The sequence below is a fragment of the Neobacillus terrae genome, assembly GCF_011393025.1.
In the GTDB taxonomy this organism is placed as follows: domain Bacteria; phylum Bacillota; class Bacilli; order Bacillales; family Cytobacillaceae; genus Neobacillus_A; species Neobacillus_A terrae.
On sequence record NZ_JAAOEO010000017.1, the window covers coordinates 16,459 to 33,115 of the forward strand.

General features: G+C 40.4%; 16 protein-coding genes and 1 pseudogene. 8 read left to right on the top strand and 9 right to left on the bottom strand.

Going from position 1 to position 16,657, the window contains the following annotated elements:
- Positions 1-82: 82 nt before the first annotated feature.
- The 4 genes from G8761_RS19470 to G8761_RS19485 form a co-directional block, all read right to left on the bottom strand.
- Positions 83-841 carry an ABC transporter ATP-binding protein gene (locus G8761_RS19470; RefSeq protein ID WP_166029638.1) on the bottom strand — a complete coding sequence of 253 codons (759 nt, stop codon included), beginning with the start codon at positions 839-841 and terminating at the stop codon, positions 83-85.
- The gene (locus G8761_RS19475) at positions 838-1,536 is read right to left on the bottom strand and encodes an ABC transporter permease (RefSeq protein WP_166029639.1); all 699 of its coding nucleotides are present in this window, start codon (positions 1,534-1,536) and stop codon (positions 838-840) included. Before G8761_RS19475 ends, G8761_RS19470 begins: the two co-directional genes overlap by 4 nt.
- A gap of 85 nt (positions 1,537-1,621) precedes the next feature.
- Positions 1,622-2,488, bottom strand: a complete 867-nt coding sequence (locus G8761_RS19480) for an ABC transporter substrate-binding protein (RefSeq protein ID WP_166029640.1) — start codon at positions 2,486-2,488, stop codon at positions 1,622-1,624.
- On the bottom strand, positions 2,485-3,429 hold the full coding sequence (locus G8761_RS19485; protein WP_166029641.1) for a helix-turn-helix transcriptional regulator: 945 nt from the start codon (positions 3,427-3,429) through the stop codon (positions 2,485-2,487). Before G8761_RS19485 ends, G8761_RS19480 begins: the two co-directional genes overlap by 4 nt.
- Positions 3,430-3,724: 295 nt before the next feature.
- On the opposite strand from G8761_RS19485, the gene G8761_RS19490 reads away from it, so the two are divergent.
- Positions 3,725-4,387: an FMN-dependent NADH-azoreductase gene (locus G8761_RS19490; protein ID WP_166029642.1), complete on the top strand. Its 663-nt coding sequence runs from the start codon at positions 3,725-3,727 to the stop codon at positions 4,385-4,387.
- A 325-nt stretch (positions 4,388-4,712) separates the two neighbouring features.
- On the opposite strand, the pseudogene G8761_RS28160 reads toward G8761_RS19490, so the two are convergent.
- Together G8761_RS28160 and G8761_RS19495 are read right to left on the bottom strand one after the other, a co-directional pair.
- Positions 4,713-4,938: pseudogene (locus G8761_RS28160) on the bottom strand (transposase); the annotation flags it as partial.
- A gap of 409 nt (positions 4,939-5,347) precedes the next feature.
- Positions 5,348-6,127, bottom strand: coding sequence for an undecaprenyl-diphosphate phosphatase (locus tag G8761_RS19495; RefSeq protein ID WP_166029712.1), 780 nt, complete (start codon positions 6,125-6,127; stop codon positions 5,348-5,350).
- Between the two features lie 226 nt (positions 6,128-6,353).
- Between G8761_RS19495 and G8761_RS19500 the strand changes: the two genes are divergently transcribed.
- The 3 genes from G8761_RS19500 (at position 6,354) to G8761_RS19510 (ending at position 8,818) form a co-directional block, all read left to right on the top strand.
- Complete coding sequence (locus G8761_RS19500) at positions 6,354-7,142, top strand: DUF4931 domain-containing protein (RefSeq protein ID WP_166029643.1); 789 nt, start codon at positions 6,354-6,356, stop codon at positions 7,140-7,142.
- 133 nt (positions 7,143-7,275) lie between these two features.
- Positions 7,276-8,445: an FtsW/RodA/SpoVE family cell cycle protein gene (locus tag G8761_RS19505; RefSeq protein WP_166029713.1), complete on the top strand. Its 1,170-nt coding sequence runs from the start codon at positions 7,276-7,278 to the stop codon at positions 8,443-8,445.
- A 124-nt stretch (positions 8,446-8,569) separates the two neighbouring features.
- Positions 8,570-8,818 (top strand): DUF2573 family protein, encoded by a 249-nt coding sequence (locus tag G8761_RS19510; RefSeq protein WP_166029644.1) that lies wholly within the window; start codon positions 8,570-8,572, stop codon positions 8,816-8,818.
- Between the two features lie 275 nt (positions 8,819-9,093).
- On the opposite strand, the gene G8761_RS19515 is transcribed toward G8761_RS19510, so the two are convergent.
- The 3 genes from G8761_RS19515 to G8761_RS19525 form a co-directional block, all read right to left on the bottom strand.
- Positions 9,094-9,438: a spore coat protein gene (locus G8761_RS19515; protein WP_166029645.1), complete on the bottom strand. Its 345-nt coding sequence runs from the start codon at positions 9,436-9,438 to the stop codon at positions 9,094-9,096.
- A 28-nt stretch (positions 9,439-9,466) separates the two neighbouring features.
- On the bottom strand, positions 9,467-9,748 hold the full coding sequence (locus tag G8761_RS19520) for a hypothetical protein (protein ID WP_166029646.1): 282 nt from the start codon (positions 9,746-9,748) through the stop codon (positions 9,467-9,469).
- Between the two features lie 233 nt (positions 9,749-9,981).
- Positions 9,982-10,116 (bottom strand): YuzL family protein, encoded by a 135-nt coding sequence (locus G8761_RS19525; RefSeq protein WP_081679976.1) that lies wholly within the window; start codon positions 10,114-10,116, stop codon positions 9,982-9,984.
- Between the two features lie 180 nt (positions 10,117-10,296).
- On the opposite strand from G8761_RS19525, the gene G8761_RS19530 reads away from it, so the two are divergent.
- From G8761_RS19530 to G8761_RS19545, 4 genes are all read left to right on the top strand, one after another.
- On the top strand, positions 10,297-12,720 hold the full coding sequence (locus G8761_RS19530; protein WP_166029647.1) for a 3-hydroxyacyl-CoA dehydrogenase/enoyl-CoA hydratase family protein: 2,424 nt from the start codon (positions 10,297-10,299) through the stop codon (positions 12,718-12,720).
- Positions 12,721-12,778: 58 nt separating this feature from the next.
- On the top strand, positions 12,779-13,954 hold the full coding sequence (locus G8761_RS19535) for an acetyl-CoA C-acetyltransferase (protein WP_166029648.1): 1,176 nt from the start codon (positions 12,779-12,781) through the stop codon (positions 13,952-13,954).
- Between the two features lie 250 nt (positions 13,955-14,204).
- The gene (locus G8761_RS19540) at positions 14,205-15,989 is read left to right on the top strand and encodes an acyl-CoA dehydrogenase family protein (protein WP_166029649.1); all 1,785 of its coding nucleotides are present in this window, start codon (positions 14,205-14,207) and stop codon (positions 15,987-15,989) included.
- Positions 15,990-16,239: 250 nt separating this feature from the next.
- Positions 16,240-16,596, top strand: a complete 357-nt coding sequence (locus G8761_RS19545) for a Spx/MgsR family RNA polymerase-binding regulatory protein (protein WP_166029650.1) — start codon at positions 16,240-16,242, stop codon at positions 16,594-16,596.
- Positions 16,597-16,657: the final 61 nt, after the last annotated feature.

Sequence of the window (16,657 nt, forward strand, 5' to 3'; positions counted from 1 at the left end):
TTCAGCGCTTTCATTTCAAATACTATTTTATCAACTGATAAAACCCTTTAGCAAAAAAATAGCATCAAAAAACAGACGGCCATTAAACCATCTGTTCCCTAGTGGTTATATGATAAAATCGTTTCCACTCATTTAAAAAGGTAGCTGCCAGCTTATTGGGACGGTCTATAACATCGCTGGTGTTTCCTTCCTGAATAATCTGCCCATCCATCATGACAGCAAGCCTGGAGGTCAGGTACTGGATTTCTGATAAATCGTGGCTCACAAAAAGACAGGAGGTTCCTGTTTGTGCAGTGATTTTTTTGAAGTCTTCCATGAGTTTAATTTTAGTAGGGAAGTCCAAAGCTGAAAATGGTTCGTCAAGAAATAAAATTTCTGGCTCAATAATCATAGCTCTGGCGAGATTAACTCTTTGTGCTTCCCCGCCTGAGAGCAAGCGGGCATTTTTTCTGGCTAAGTGGCTGATTTGAAATCTATCCATCCATAATTCTGTTTTTTCTTTAATGACCTTTTTAGGAACGCTCCTTAACCGAAGAGCTAAGGAAATATTTTGGAAAACGGATGAGTCCAGCAGCAGTGACTGCTGCATAGCAACGGCGAACTTTCTTCTGGTTTCAATAGGAAGAGTATTTGCTGAAACTGCTTCTTCCCGATAAAGTATACTGCCTGAAGTATGCTTTTCCAAGAAGGCCATTACCTTGAGGAGAGAGCTTTTCCCAGCGCCATTTGGCCCCATTATTCCCTTAAATTCATTTTGCTCAAGCTGGAAACTGGCTATATTTAGAATCTCTTTTTCTCCTGCATGATACTTTACATGATCAAGCTGTAATAAAGGTGTCATAGGTTTCGCGTCCTTTGCTGAAGAAAAGTCAGTGTTCCGGTTATCAAGAAGGCGGCAGACAGCAGAATAAATGAAAGGGCAAGCGCAAGATCAAAATTACCTTTTGAGACTTCCATAACTATTGTTGTTGTGAGGATTCGGGTGTCTCCAAGTATATTCCCGCCTACCATCATGGCAGCCCCGACTTCAGCAATTACACGGCCAAATCCGGCTATTATGGCTGCCATTACTGCAATCCTCGATTCCTTTAAAAGAATGAGCAGTGTTTGCCGTTTGGTAGCACCCATCGCTTTTATTTGTAAAAGCAACTTATCATTAATTTGCTGAAATGCTGAGCTTGTCAGGCCTGTAATAATTGGGAGAGATACAAGAACCTGAGCCATCACAATCGCTGTAGGTGTATAGAGAAGCGAGAAGTTGCCGAGCGGTCCGGAACGCCAAAGAAGAAGCGTAATCCATAGTCCAGCCACTACGGGAGGAAGGCCCATACCTATATTTATAAAAATAAGGATGATTTTTCTTCCTTTAAACCGAGAAAGTCCAATAGCCATGCCGAGCGGAAGGCCAATTATGGTGCTTATAAGGATAGAAGTGAAGGACACTCTTAAAGTAAGCAGCGTAATTCTGATAACCTCAGGATCCGCTGAAAGAATGATATCCAGGGCCTTTTTAAGTCCTTCGATGATTAGTTCCATTTTTCTCCCGCCTTATAAATATCAGTAAAAACAAAGGTAAGGCCCCAAAAAAACAGGGCCTTTTCCTCGTGCACTTCGGCTTTTCTTATTCCGTATATTGATGGAACAGCGGCTGGCCATATTTTTTAACACCGAAGTCTTTGATGATATCCTGAACATCCTTGCTAACCATGAAATCAACAAACTTTTTAGCATCCTTGCTGTTTACCTTGTCATGCTTTTCAGGGTTCACCTGCATAACGTGGTAAATATTCATCAAGTTCTTGCCGCCTTCAACCACAATTTTCAAGCCTTTCAGGTTCTTTTCCTGTGCAAGCCAAGTTCCGCGGTCTGTCAGTACATATCCTTTTTTCTCTGCAGCTACCTGAAGTGTGGCTCCCATCCCTTGGCCAGTGGAAATATAGTTGCTTCCGGATGGTTTGATATTCAGGGCTTGCCATAGAGACAATTCCTTTTTATTAGTACCAGAATCATCACCTCTGGAAACAAAGACTGCTTTTGAATCATAAAGCTTTTTGAAAGCTGCATTGATATCATCGCCTGATACACCTGCAGGGTTTTCCGAAGGGCCTGCCAAAACGAAGTCATTATACATAACGCGTTTGTAGTTGATAGCATCTCCACTGTCTACTATTTCCTGCTCAGATTTTGGTGCATGGACAAGAAGGGCATCAGCTTCGCCTTTAGTTCCCATTTCAAGAGCTTGTCCAGTACCGACTGCAATGGTTTTTACCTTTACATTGTTTTCCTTTTCGAACTTTGGAACAAGAACATCGAGTAAGCCTGTATCCTGTGTACTGGTTGTAGTAGCAAGAATCATTTCCGTTGGAGCGGCTTTTTCCGGGCTTTCTTTTTTATCCTTTGCAGATGCTTTTTCTCCACTTGTATTTCCGCACGCTGCCAAAATAACAAGAAGCAGGACAAGCATGCTGGCTAAAAAACTTTTTTTCATATAGATGATACCTCCGTGTTTGTGGTTTGATAAATGATATTTCCGAGTTCGGTTATATCATAGCCTTCTGGATTGGTCAGACTGCTTTTAAAAACATTGGATTGTAAGTACTCAAGGGTTCCAGAGAGCGCTTTCTTATTTTCCTGGGACCAGCGAAAAACAAGATCGAATTGTTCTTTAGCAACAGGGATAAAATCCAGCCCCAATTGGCCAGCCGCGGAACGAATCCCAAAAGCTGCATCTGCTCTGCCGCTGCTAATATAAGAAGCAGTCGATAGGTGATTCCATTCTTCTATTTCATATCCTTTAATGTTTGAGGGGGATATGTCGAGTGACATAAGCTTAGAATCTAAAAGGAATCTCGTGCCGGAGCCTTTTTGCCGATTAACGAACTGAATATCTTTTCTTGTCAGGTCTTCAAACCCTTGGATATTTTTAGGGTTGCCTTTGTCGACAAGCAGGCCTTGTTCTCTTGAAGCAAATCGTATTACAGAAATTTCTTCATACACAAAAAGCTGTTTAATAAATGGAAGATTATATTCTTGTGATGATGGGTCTAAAAGATGCACGGCAGCTATATCGCTTTGGCCTCTGTAAAGCATCATGAGGCCTTCAAGGCTCCCGATATATGTAGGAAGAATCTGTTGAGCCAGATCTGATGAAGCAGCCTTAACAAAGTGTTCAACAAGAAAATCGTGGCTTCCCGAGAGTCTCACAGGAGCAGTTCCGCTGGCTGGAGAAACATCCTGCTGATCAAATTCTTTTCGTGCTGGAGCCTTTGCGCTTTCTTTGAACCTATCAATCTCGGATTGTTCAATTCTCATTTTATTTCCGATTTTGAAGGCCCTTAATTCCCCCCTCTTAATTAACTCGTAGACTGTGTGCTTGGAAATTTGAAAGATTTTCGCAACCTCATCTGGAGTAAAAGCTTTTTCTTCCATTTCGCAGTCCTCCTTCGCAAGGTGTTTAACAAAATTATATGTAGTGTGTATCTTTGTTGCTGTGATTAAAGTTCCGTTTTGTTGAGTTTTGTTATGTTTTATGTAATTTTGTTCCGTTTTGTTTAAATATAAGGTAAAAAAATTTATCCGGCAAGAAGGAATTTTTAATAGTCAGTTAATTTCAATGAAAAATTCACATAAAGTTCACTAACGTCACTGTTTGTTCATCCGTGAACAAAAGATTTTTTTGTACTATAAGGAGAGAAGAAAATACCGTGCAAGGGAAGGGATCCTGATGGCTAAGCTGTTATATATTACTGCAAATCCTAAAAACGACGTAAAACGCTCTAAAGGAATGCAAATCGGCGAGGTTTTTTTAGAGGAGTTTAAAAAGATACAGCCTGATGTTGAAGTAAAAAAAATGCATTTATATGATATGGAAATTCCTGAAATAGATATGGATCTTCTTTATGGAAGAGCCAAACTTTCTTTTATGGGGTACACCTTTGAACTGCTATCCGAGGGTGAGCAAAAGAAGCTGACTGAAATGCATGCTCTCGCTGACAGGTTTATTGATGCGGATTATTATGTATTTGTTACACCATTATGGAATCTCGGATCGCCATCTGTTTTAAAAGCCTTCCTTGATAATTTATTTATTGTTAATAAAACATTCAAAAACACGGAACATGGCCCCGAGGGCTTGCTGACGGGCAGAAAAGCCATTCATATTCAGACCAGGGGCGGCATTTATACAACCGGTCCAATGGTTGACTTCGAATTCGGTGATCGTTTCCTAAGAAAAGCACTTGGATTTTTAGGACTGGAGCTTATGGATTCTGTTATAGCTGAAGGTATGGACCACTTCCCAAAGCAGGCCGCAGAGATTGTTGCAGCTGCAAAGGAAGCAGCTGCAGACGCAGCAAGAGAAATGGCTTTAAGTCCTGCAAGAGTTTAATAATGAAAAGAGAAAACGCGGCCTGCATTGGCCGCGTAAGATTGTCGACAAAAGGCATCGGGAGCACGGTCTCTCGATGCCTTTTGTCAATTTTGATAGAAATAATAGAAAATAGGGTGATTTTCTTTCCAGGTGCTTGCTTTCCGGGGGGCGTTCGCCGAGCCTCCTCGTCGCAAACTCCCGCGGGGTCTCGCCTGTAACGCTAATCCCCCAGGAGTTAAGCACCTTACTCCCCAATCAAATAGTATATTTCAAATAAGTGACTCAAAAAACTGATATGTAAGCTTTTTGAGTCTACCTCATCCAATATGCCAAGTGCAAGTTCCAGTTTCTTTGAATTAATGGCAGCAAACTAAGCCAACACCTGCATGACAATTTTTTAAGACTTCTTGGGTTTTGTCCATCACATACCATGCTATTCTTTAACATCAGCAAAGACACGTTCAATCGTTTCCTTGAGTTTTGTGTTTATCTTATTGATTTAAATAATTGCGTTAATGTTCTCCCTCTTCTAGGTAGGCCTCCCGAATATGACGCTGTATGAGCTTTTGTTAACTATTACTTATCTTACATAGTAAAACTTCTTAGGGGTAAACGGCCTTTTTCCATGTTCCTTACGGTCATGATTTAGTTCTATTTGAAACTTTTTTTATATGCACGTGTTCATTGTATTGATTTTGGTCATCCGGGTTCTTCACCTAAGGAATACTTATTGTAAAGTAAAGATTATTGCTAATTAATTGGAACGGAGGGTGGCGACTCCAGCGGGAAAAGCGGGAAAGTCGAGACCCTGGACTGAGCGCAGCGAGGGAAGCGGCTCGGCCCCGCCCGCGGAAAGCGTCCACCCGTAGTGGAAATCAACTTTCCTAATTACCTATTTCATTTTAAAAGACTGTAGACAAACTCGAAAAATTTCAAGTTTGTCTACAGTCTGAGGTGGCCTGCATTGGCCGCGTTTTTTTAAAATCTTCCTGTAAACTGAAAGAATAAGATCAATAGCCCGAGAGCCCAAACGTAGATGGCGAATGGCTTAAGAGAATGATTTTTCAGGTAGCCAATCATCCACTTAACAGCGATATAGCCAAACACTCCGGAAGAAATAATTCCAACAAGTAAAGCAGCCAATGAGATTTCTTCCCCCTGGCCTTCAAATAAATCAAGAGATTGGAGAACAACGGCTCCGGCTATTGCTGGAGTGGAAAGTAGGAATGAGAAATAAGCTGCTGTTTCCCGGTCTAATTTCCTCCATAAAGCAGCAACTATAGTCATGCCTGAGCGGGAGATGGCTGGAAAAATCGCGACCGACTGAAAGACCCCGATAATAAAGGAATCCGCATAGCTTATATCATCCATTTTTTTATGGCCATTTTTAATAGAGTCTGCCATCCACAGGAAAACCCCCGTAATCAAAAACTCCCATCCAATAGTAACACCTGTTTTCGAGATTTCCTCAAAGTAATCCTTGAATAGTATGCCAATCACAGCTGCAGGTATGGTGCCGATAATTAGTAAGAAAGTTAATTTACTGAATGGTTTTTTTAGGATTTTAATAAATTCTGCTCGGTAAAAAATGAGGATAGCAACCAAAGTCCCCAGGTGGAGCATGGTATCTAGCATTAATCCAGCTTCCTGCAAATGAAACAGTTTTCTTCCTAGATATAGATGGCCAGTACTGCTTATCGGCAAAAACTCGGTTAATCCCTGAATAATTCCAAGAATAAAAGATTCCAATTTTGTCAGCATACAAAAACCTCGCTTATTTCTAGTATTTTATATGTACCTGGTTTCCTTCTTCATATTAGGTGGATAGTTTTATACCGCCAATAAAAGAAAGGGGATTATTTCCAAAGGCAAAAGACCATATATTAAATAGTACAAGATAAACTTAAAATCCATGCAAGATAATCGTAAAATTTCGATAAAACCAATAAAATAGAGGTAGATTTTCGGGGAGGAGAAGTTGACATTGGGAAACGGATATCTTTTTTTTAATACTTCAATAGGAGTTAAAAAACCAGAGAATATCAGAAATAAAGAGCAGGCATGTCCTTTTTGTGACAGAAACCAGCTATCAGATATCATAGCGGAAGATGGGGGAATGATCCTTTTAAAAAATAAATTTCCGGTTTTGGAGAATGCCTATCAAACTGTATTAATTGAAACGGACGATTGTGAGGGGGAGATTTCAACTTATAGTTCGGGGCAATTACATAAACTTTTACAGTTTGGTTTAAAACATTGGCTTGAGATGGAGGAAAGCGAGAATTTTGAATCCGTAATATTCTTCAAAAATCATGGCCCTTTGTCTGGAGGGACTTTAGCACATCCACATATGCAAATTGTTGGCCTCAATGATATTGATTACCGGGAAAATATTAACCAGGATTGCTTTGATGGATTATTGATTGAGGAAAACAATGGTGTCAGCTTTACACTTTCAACGAAGCCAAGAATTGGCTTTTATGAATTAAATGTTCAAATGGATGATTCTCAGTATAAGGAAGACTTTGGTGTCTATGTACAGACAGCTGTTCATTATCTCCTTAATCATTTCCCGTTTAAATGTTCAAGCTATAATATCTTTTTCCATCATTTAGATAAAAGGATTTATGCAAAAATTGTTCCTCGGTTTGTAACTACGCCACTCTACATTGGTTATGGGATTCCACAGGTTCCAAATAACCTCGATTGGATGGCACGGAAAGTCAGGGAGATTTATTTCGCTGAGGAAGTAACTAAAGGAATTTCTAACTAATATTGAGGGGAAACTAAAATTGTAAAAAAATCCATTTGCCTTTAGAAGTTGTGATTTACTCTCAGAAAAAATATAATGGAATATTGTACGGGTTCCTTTTTTGGGTTCTAATAAAGGAGAATTAAATGACGACATGACTTCTAATAAAAATACAACTCCAAGACTTGATTATAATTTAGTATTTATTTTGTTCCTCCTGTTTGTAGCAAGCTGTCTATGCATTTACACAGCACAGTCAACAGGGCAGTATAAAGAAAACTTTGTAGTGAAACAAATCATTTGGTATATTGTCGGCGGCGGAATTATCGCGGGGGTTATTACCCTTGATTCGGATCAGCTAAAAAAACTGACCTGGTATGCATACGGTTTTGGCTTATTTCTTCTAATATTATTGATTATTGCACCTGCAAGTATTGCTCCTACAATCAATGGAGCAAAAAACTGGTTTAAGGTACCAGGCCTGGGTTCACTTCAGCCCTCGGAGTTCGTTAAAGTCTTTATTATTCTCGGACTTGCAAGGGTAATTGAGGAACATCATCATAAAAATCAGATTAAAACCCTTCAAACGGATTTCTGGCTTCTGGCTAAGATGGGAATTGTGACAATGGTTCCGCTTGCATTAATTATTAAACAGGACCTTGGAACATCTCTTGTATTCCTGGCAATTATGATTGGAATGATATTTATATCGGGTATATCCTGGAAAATTCTTGTTCCAATTTTTTCGACAGGCGTATTTTTTATATCGGTTATTTTTTACTTTGTTTTAGCACAGCCTGATTTATTGGAGAAATACCTTGGTGTACAGCAATATCAATTTGCTCGGATATATTCCTGGATTGATCCTTATAATAACCAGAGCTCTACAGGATATCAGCTGACCAGGTCTCTTTTGGCTATTGGTTCTGGGGAAACGAGCGGAAAAGGTTATGGGCATCGGGATGTTTACCTGCCTGAGAGCCATACCGACTTTATTTTCAGCGTTGTAGGCGAACAATTTGGCTTTGTGGGCGCAAGTATTTTAATTAGCTTGTTCTTTTTACTGATTTACCATATTACAAAGGTTGGGATGGAAACGAAAAATAATTTCTACTCATACCTTTGTGTCGGAGTTATCAGTATGATCACTTTCCACGTCTTTCAGAATATCGGAATGACAATCGGTTTGCTGCCGATTACTGGGATCCCATTGCCATTTATCAGTTATGGGGGAAGCTCGCTCATGGGGAATATGCTGGGCATCGGCCTTATTTTCTCCATCCGCTATCATTATAAAAAATATATGTTCTCCACAACAGCATAACCGGAAAGCAGCATGCCAAATCGGCGTGCTGTTTTTCTTTATAAAAAGTATCCCAAGTAAACTTGTTGTTTGAATTTGAGAAGGGTACAATCTTTCTTAGCATATAGTAAGAGAGGTGTTCGTAATGGAAGAAGAATTTTCCCGCCAGTTTGATGCCCTGATTGAAAAATATTCCGAGTTGCTGGTTGGCAAAACAGACACAGAAATAATGGAAAAGGTAAAAATGTGGGCTTTATATACCCATATCGCCAAATCGATGCCAGCCCTTGCCAAGCACTGGAACGGGTTATATCCCGAAGCAAAAGAAAATATGAAGATACTTATCGGTGAAATAAAAGAATTAAATGAGCAGCACCGCTCATCAAAAGCATAAAAAAAGGGGACTAGCTTAGGCTAATCCCCGTTTTTGTTACTTAGGCGGTTGTTTTTGGAACTGCCCTTACAATTTTCTATTGTCTAGCTCCAGCACCCAGTGTCCACCCGTTTCTCCCTACGATAAGTCAACATCGAACTTAAGTGCTCCTGCGCCAAAGCTTATTCAAAGAAGCTATGTTCAGTCGTCGCAAAGCTGCTTGTCGTCTATTCAGAGAAGCCGTTACAGGAAGTTGCTCAGGTAGTTGCTTCGCTGAACGGGTGCATGCGCTTTTCTTATTGTATATTACTTCCGCCTGGGAATTGATTTGTGTACCCTTGGAATTGCTGATAAGCCTGCTGAAGCTTTTGCTGGTCAGCTGCCTCGATTTTATACCAGCCCTTGCGGAACATAGCATTATAAAGGTCACGCTGGCAATTTTCGGTTTCATTAAAAATAGACAGGATATCCTGATATAATCCATCATGGCTTGCTTCATGCATTGCAACTGAATAGGCAGTGGTCATATACTTTTCAGTAGTAAGCATATCGTTAATAAAATCCCGGTCATTCATTTGCGGAGTTTTTTGAATCTGTGTTTCAGGATTTTGGATTTTTTGCTGGTTTGAATTTTGATTCATATTCATATCTCCTTCGGCTATTAGATACTTATTGCTGCATGGTTCCTGAAGATTGGTTTTGATTTAGATGGGAGTTGAGATGTCCAAGGATTTGATGGTAGTGGCGTTGGTGCATAGCACTGCATTTTTCAATTTCTGCTCTAACCTCGGGATCCTGGCATTGCTGAGCAAAAAAGTTTGCTTTTTTAGCCGCGAGTAAATTCCATGACATCATGTCGTTTACATAAAGTGCATCCTTTGTAGAAATCACTGAAGGTGGTGTTTGCATGATACCTTGCTGGTTTTGTGTGTTCATATTTTGCTGTTGCATAGGTGTTCCTCCTGAATAAATGGATTTGCTTTTTTGTAACTGCTTTTTTAAGTTTGTGTAATTGCCTTATTTCTATACAGATAGCTAAATTAGACATAAATTTGTTACATAAAAAGTTAACAGAAAAATAAAATGCAAAAGCCCGGCATTTGCCAGGCCATTTTGTATTTACTTACATAAAATAATAATAGTCGCGGTACACGCCTGCTTGCAGCAAGTTCTGGAATAGGATTTTATCTTTTCTTGTATTGGTTATTTTGGCTGTTTCTTTTTCCGCCGCCATCTCCTTCAACTGTCGGGCCGGCATTTCCTTTAACGCTAGCGGCACTGACCCCTGCCTTGGAAGGATTTTTCTTCATTCTTGCCATATTATCACCCCGTTTTTTAATCTTCCCCAAAATGTAAAATAAAAAGCGGAAAGCAGAAAAAAAACTTTTCTAAAAATTTTCATTTTTCCACGCTTAATTATTGCGGAAATTTTTGAAATATTTTATAGTATTAATAACAAAGCTCATTCAACCAGGAAATTTTTTTTGTATATAAAATGAATGAGTGTTCATTCAAAAGTGTCGAAGGGGGAGACAAAGGTGACCCAACTGATTAAAAAAGCTGCTGTCCTGGGCTCGGGCGTTATGGGTTCAGGGATTGCGGCACATTTGGCTAACATAGGTATACCAACTTTATTACTGGATATTGTTCCTCGTGAACTGACAGAAGATGAAAAGGCAAAAGGGCTGTCCCTGGAGGATAAGCAAGTCCGGAATCGTATCAGTACAGCATCTATTCAAAAGCTTTTAAAACAAAAACCGGCTCCATTAACATCTAAAAAGAACCTGGGATTAATTGAGGCAGGAAATCTCGAGGATGACTTAAGCAAACTGAGTGAAGTTGACTGGATTATCGAGGTTGTCGTTGAAAACTTGAATGTTAAGAAACAGGTTTTTGAAAAAGTTGATCATTATAGAAAAGCTGGAAGCATTATTAGTTCAAATACTTCTGGTATCTCGGTGGAAGAGATGGCAGAAGGAAGAACGGAAGATTTCCAAAAGCATTTTCTTGGTACACACTTTTTCAATCCACCGCGCTATTTAAAGCTTTTAGAGGTAATTCCCACAAAAAATACCTCTCCTGAAGTTGTAGCTTTCATGAAGGAATTTGGTGAAGATGTTCTTGGAAAAGGTGTGGTTTTAGCTAAGGATACTCCAAACTTTATTGGCAACCGTATTGGTACATACGGACTGCTTGTAACATTAAAGGAAATGCTGAAAGGCGGCTACAGTGTCGGTGAAGTTGATTCTGTAACAGGTCCCCTGATTGGCAGACCGAAGAGTGCAACCTTTAGAACTCTTGACGTAGTAGGGCTTGATACCTTTGTTCATGTTGCAAATAACGTTTATGAACAGGTTGAAGGCCAGGAGAAGGAAATTTTTGAAGTGCCTGGATTTATGAAGGAGATGCTTCAAAGAGGCTGGCTGGGAAGTAAATCAGGACAGGGATTCTTTTGGAAGCAGGGAAAAGAAATATTGGAACTTGATCCGAATACTCTTGAGTACGGGCCTCGCAAAAAACTTAAAACAGCATCTGTTGAATTAAGCAAACAGGAAAAAGGCACGGCAAATAAATTGAAAGCGCTTGTATACGCTGATGACCGCGCAGGCGAATTATTATGGAATATTTTCAGCCCGGTTTTTGTTTATTCTGCCCAGCTTCTTGGAACCATCGCAGATGACATTGTAGCCATCGACCGTGCCATGAAATGGGGATTTGGCTGGGAAAAGGGTCCATTTGAGTCCTGGGATGCCATCGGTCTTGATAAGTCCGTTCAGAAAATGAAGGAATCAGGTTTGGAGGTTCCTGCCTGGGTAACTGAAATGCTCGAAAAAGGCTTTACCTCTTTCTATAAAGAAAGTGAAAACGGACTCCAATATTATGATAATGGCGAATACAAAGCAATTGAGGTTAACCCAAAGGTCATTGACCTTAAAGCATTAAAAAAGAAAAATGGTGTAATCAAAAAGGATAGCGGTGCAAGCTTGATTGATATGGGTGATGGTGTTGCCCTTCTTGAATTCCATTCGCCTAACAATGCAATCGGACTTGATATTATCCAAATGATCAATTTTGCAGTGGATGAGGTCGAAAAGAATTATAAAGGTCTTGTAATCGGCAACCAGGGTAAAAATTTCTGCGTTGGTGCAAACCTGGCTATGATTCTTATGGAAGCTCAGGATGACAATGTTTATGAACTCGATATGGTTGTCCGACATTTCCAGCAGGCCGCGCTGAAAATTAAGTATAGTACAAAGCCAGTAGTGGCTGCTCCTTTTGGAATGACCCTTGGCGGGGGTGCAGAGGTTTGTCTTCCTGCTGCACATATCCAGGCATCATCCGAGACTTATATGGGGCTTGTTGAAGTCGGTGTGGGACTGATTCCTGGAGGCGGCGGAAATAAAGAGCTTTATATGAAGCATCTTGAAAACCTTCCAAACGGTGTAGAGTTTGATCTGCAAAAGGTGGTTAACAAAGTATTTGAATCAATCGCTACTGCAAAGGTTTCAACTTCAGGAGATGAAGCCCGCCAAAACAATTTCCTTGACCTTGCTGATGGTGTCAGCGTAAACGGGGATCACTTACTGTATGACGCAAAGCAGGCGGCACTTGCCCTTTATGAAAAAGGATATAAGCCACCTGTTCGGAAAAAAGTACCTGTAGTCGGAGAAACAGGCTATGCAGCTCTTTTATTGGGAGCACAGGCTATGCTTTATTCTGGTTATATTTCCGAGCATGATTTGAAAATCGCCCAAAAGTTAGCCTTTGTGCTTTCTGGAGGAAAGGTTCCATATGGTACCGAAGTGGATGAACAGTATCTTCTGGATTTAGAAAGAGAAGCATTCTTAAGCCTTGTTGCAGATCCAAAATCGCAGCAAAGAATGCAACACATGCTGTTAAAAGGAAAACCGTTACGTAATTAATACAAAATTAATAGAAAAACAGATTTGCAGATAAATAGTAGGAAAGAGAGGGACAGAAATGAGAGAAGCGGTGATCGTTGCCGGTGCCAGAACCCCGGTTGGAAAAGCGAAAAAAGGGACGCTCGCCCAAGTTCGTCCTGATGATCTGGGAGCACTTGTTGTTAAAGAAACATTGAAACGCGCAGGAAACTATGAAGGAAATATTGATGATTTAATTATTGGCTGTGCCATGCCTGAAGCTGAGCAAGGATTAAATATGGCGCGTAATATTGGAGCACTTGCAGGACTTCCGCATACAGTTCCAGCCATTACGATTAACCGATATTGTTCATCCGGTCTTCAGGCAATTGCTTACGGGGCTGAGAGAATCATGCTGGGCCATTCTGATACGATTATTGCCGGCGGGGCAGAATCTATGAGCCTTGTGCCAATGATGGGCCATGTTACCCGGCCAAATATCAGATTAGCTGAATCTGCTCCTGAATATTACATGGGAATGGGGCACACAGCTGAACAAGTAGCGAAAAAATACGGCATCAGCCGTGAGGACCAGGATGCCTTTGCGGTACGAAGCCACCAGAGGGCAGCAAGAGCAATCCAGGAAGGAAAATTTGCAGGTGAAATTGTTCCAGTTGATGTTACTTTCCGATCAGTTGGAAAAAACAACAAGCTGGTTGAAAGAACAGCTCAATTCACTCAGGACGAAGGAGTTCGGCCTGACACAAACCTAAATACACTTGGAAGACTTCGCCCGGCATTTTCCGTTACTGGATCTGTTACAGCCGGAAATTCTTCACAGACAAGTGACGGTGCAGCAGCTGTTATGGTAATGGACCGCGAAAAAGCGGACTCACTTGGACTTGCGCCAATGGCAAAATTCAGATCTTTTGCAGTTGGAGGAGTCCCACCTGAAATTATGGGTGTAGGTCCAGTGGTAGCTATACCAAAAGCATTAAAGCTTGCAGGGCTGGAAGTTTCTGACGTTGGGCTGTTTGAACTTAACGAAGCATTTGCCTCTCAGTCCATTCAGGTAATGAGGGAGCTAGGACTAGATGAAGAAAAAGTAAACGTAAACGGTGGTGCCATTGCACTGGGACATCCGCTTGGATGCTCAGGGGCAAAGCTTACACTGACACTGCTTCATGAAATGAAGCGGAGGAATGTACAATTTGGTGTTGTAACCATGTGTATTGGCGGCGGAATGGGAGCTGCAGGCGTTTTTGAACTTCTATAATATTTTCATTATGGGCAGATAAACTGCTGCGGGAAGTGTAAGTTTTAAAATCAGCTCTGTTAAATTTTTGTAAACACATGAATAAAAGAGAATCCGCGACACTCCTTGAAAATGCTTTCACATTTCTTAGTGCGGTGCTTGTTCGAAGATCCTAGTTTAATCTCCTGCGTAAAACTAGCTAGGGAGCGGATTCTCAAGAATATCAAAATTTAGCTTAAGAGAGCCTTAAAATTTGAATGGAGGTCAAAAAATGGCAAACCAAACAGAAAAGTTGGTTAAAGGCGGTAGTTTTTTAATAGAGGATATTTCTTATGAGAATGTGTTCACTCCGGAGGATTTTACCGATGAACAAAAAATGATTGCTAAAACAACAGATGACTTTGTAGAGAATGAAGTACTTCCACAGGTAGAATACCTTGAAAAGCATGAGTTTGACCGCACTGTAAAGCTATTAAAAGAAGCAGGCGAACTCGGTTTATTAGGGGCAGACGTTCCAGAGGAGTATGAAGGTTTAGGGCTCGATAAAGTAAGTTCCGCACTGATTACTGAAAAAATGTCCAGAGCAGGCGGCTTCTCATTATCTCATGGTGCCCATGTAGGTATCGGATCACTTCCTATTGTTTTATTCGGAGATGAAGAACAAAAGAAAAAGTATCTTCCAGCTTTGGCTTCTGGTGAAAAAATTGCTGCCTATGCACTAACTGAACCAGGCTCAGGTTCTGACGCTCTTGGCGCAAGAACAACTGCCAGATTAAATGAAGAAGGCACTCATTATGTGTTAAACGGTGAAAAACAATGGATTACAAATGCTGGATTTGCGGATGTATTTGTAGTTTATGCGAAAATTGATGGTGAGCACTTTACAGCATTTATTGTTGAAAGAGAGTTTCCGGGCGTTTCAACAGGAGCAGAAGAGAAGAAAATGGGTATTAAGAGCTCTTCCACTCGTACGTTGATTCTCGAAGATGTTAAAGTGCCAAAAGAAAACCTATTGGGTGAATATGGCAAGGGCCATGTTATTGCCTTCAATATCTTAAATATTGGACGTTACAAGCTTGGGGTAGGCGCAGTCGGCGGTTCTAAACGGGCATTTGAAATTACTGTTAAATATGCCAATGGCCGTCAGCAGTTTAAAACGCCAATTTCTCAATTCAATTTAACAAAAGAAAAGTTCGGTACAATGGCCTCTAAAATTTATGCGGCTGAAAGTTCTGTATACCGTACTATTGGCTTGTTTGAAAACAACCAGGGCCAACTTTCCACTGAAGAAGCAAAGGATATTAAATTAGTTGCAAATTCTATTGCTGAGTATGCAATCGAGTGCTCTCTAAATAAATTCTTTGCAAGTGAAGTTCTTGACTACGTAACGGATGAAGGCGTTCAAATCCACGGCGGATACGGCTTTATGCAGGAGTATGAAATTGAAAGAGCGTACCGCGATTCTCGTATCAATCGTATTTTTGAAGGAACAAATGAGATCAACCGATTATTAGTTCCAGGTACTTTCTTGAAAAAAGCATTTAAAGGCGAGCTGCCATTATTCCAAAAGGCACAGGCTCTTCAAGAAGAGTTAATGATGATGATGCCGGAAGAGCCTGGGGATGAGCCACTTGCACAAGAAAAGTACTTAGTGAAAAATGCTAAGAAAATTGGCTTATTAGCTGCTGGCTTAGCTGCACAAAAGTTCGGCAAAGCGCTTGAAAAAGAGCAGGAAATTCTTTCAAACATTGCTGATATTGTTTCTAATGCATATGCAATGGAATCAGTGATATTGCGTACTGAAAAGGCTATTCAAAAGTCAGGGCTTGAGAAGAACCAGCAAAAGCTTCTCTACACTCAAATTTTCTGCCAAGAAGCATTTAATGAAATCGAGCAGCATGCTAAGGAAACTTTAGTAGCAGTAGAGCAAGGGGACACTCTTCGTATGCTAATGTCTTCACTGCGCAAGTTTACCCGTTATACTCCAATTAATGTAATTGCGAAAAAGCGTGAAGCAGCCGATAGACTGATTGAAGCAGAACGTTTTGTCGTTTAATGCATAGCTGAAAAAATCGGCATACTGCCTTGAAAGGCTCCCTGTTTCTGAAGGGAGCCTTTCATTTTCTAAAGGCAAAAAAGTTTCCCTACTTGTTAGAAGGAATTTTTTTAGAAGGGTCGAAAATATTATAGTGGTATTTCCGCGAATACGGTTTCAAAGAGTACTTCTTTTGTTAGGAATTTAAAAGCTGATATGATAATATTCATATTGAGTAAGTCCCATTGAGAAAATAGAGGATGGTGAAGAAGTGGCATTAACTTTTTACTGGTACCCAAAATGCGGCACATGCAGGAAAGCAAAAAAGTGGCTTGATGAGCACGAGCTTTCTTATAATGAAGTACATATTGTGGACAATCCTCCCTCTCGCCATGAGCTAGAGGAACTGTATAAAAAGAGCGGTCTGGAATTAAAGAAGTTTTTTAATACCAGCGGTCAAAAATACCGTGAATTAGGTATTAAGGATAAAGTTACGTCAGCGTCCGAGGAAGAACTTTTGGACCTGCTTTCCTCTGATGGAATGCTAATCAAGCGTCCCCTTTTGACTGACGGTAATCATGTTACTGTCGGCTTTAAAGAAGAGGAATATAAGCAAAAGTGGCTTTAATTCATTATCGGCTGTAAGCACTAACTCAGGCTATCTATTTATAAGGATAGATTTATTAAAC

Excerpts from the sequence above, each read along its gene's own strand:
- G8761_RS19485 (WP_166029641.1), bottom strand. The coding sequence starts at position 3,429 with ATGGAAGAAAAAGCTTTTACTCCAGATGAGGTTGCGAAAATCTTTCAA.
- G8761_RS19535 (WP_166029648.1), top strand. The coding sequence starts at position 12,779 with ATGAGAGAAGCGGTGATCGTTGCCGGTGCCAGAACCCCGGTTGGAAAA.
- G8761_RS19510 (WP_166029644.1), top strand. The coding sequence starts at position 8,570 with ATGGAAGAAGAATTTTCCCGCCAGTTTGATGCCCTGATTGAAAAATAT.
- G8761_RS19490 (WP_166029642.1), top strand. The coding sequence starts at position 3,725 with ATGGCTAAGCTGTTATATATTACTGCAAATCCTAAAAACGACGTAAAA.
- G8761_RS19530 (WP_166029647.1), top strand. The coding sequence starts at position 10,297 with ATGAGTGTTCATTCAAAAGTGTCGAAGGGGGAGACAAAGGTGACCCAA.
- G8761_RS19480 (WP_166029640.1), bottom strand. The coding sequence starts at position 2,488 with ATGAAAAAAAGTTTTTTAGCCAGCATGCTTGTCCTGCTTCTTGTTATT.
- G8761_RS19515 (WP_166029645.1), bottom strand. The coding sequence starts at position 9,438 with ATGAATCAAAATTCAAACCAGCAAAAAATCCAAAATCCTGAAACACAG.
- G8761_RS19525 (WP_081679976.1), bottom strand. The coding sequence starts at position 10,116 with ATGGCAAGAATGAAGAAAAATCCTTCCAAGGCAGGGGTCAGTGCCGCT.
- G8761_RS19475 (WP_166029639.1), bottom strand. The coding sequence starts at position 1,536 with ATGGAACTAATCATCGAAGGACTTAAAAAGGCCCTGGATATCATTCTT.
- G8761_RS19505 (WP_166029713.1), top strand. The coding sequence starts at position 7,276 with ATGACTTCTAATAAAAATACAACTCCAAGACTTGATTATAATTTAGTA.
- G8761_RS19540 (WP_166029649.1), top strand. The coding sequence starts at position 14,205 with ATGGCAAACCAAACAGAAAAGTTGGTTAAAGGCGGTAGTTTTTTAATA.
- G8761_RS19470 (WP_166029638.1), bottom strand. The coding sequence starts at position 841 with ATGACACCTTTATTACAGCTTGATCATGTAAAGTATCATGCAGGAGAA.
- G8761_RS19520 (WP_166029646.1), bottom strand. The coding sequence starts at position 9,748 with ATGCAACAGCAAAATATGAACACACAAAACCAGCAAGGTATCATGCAA.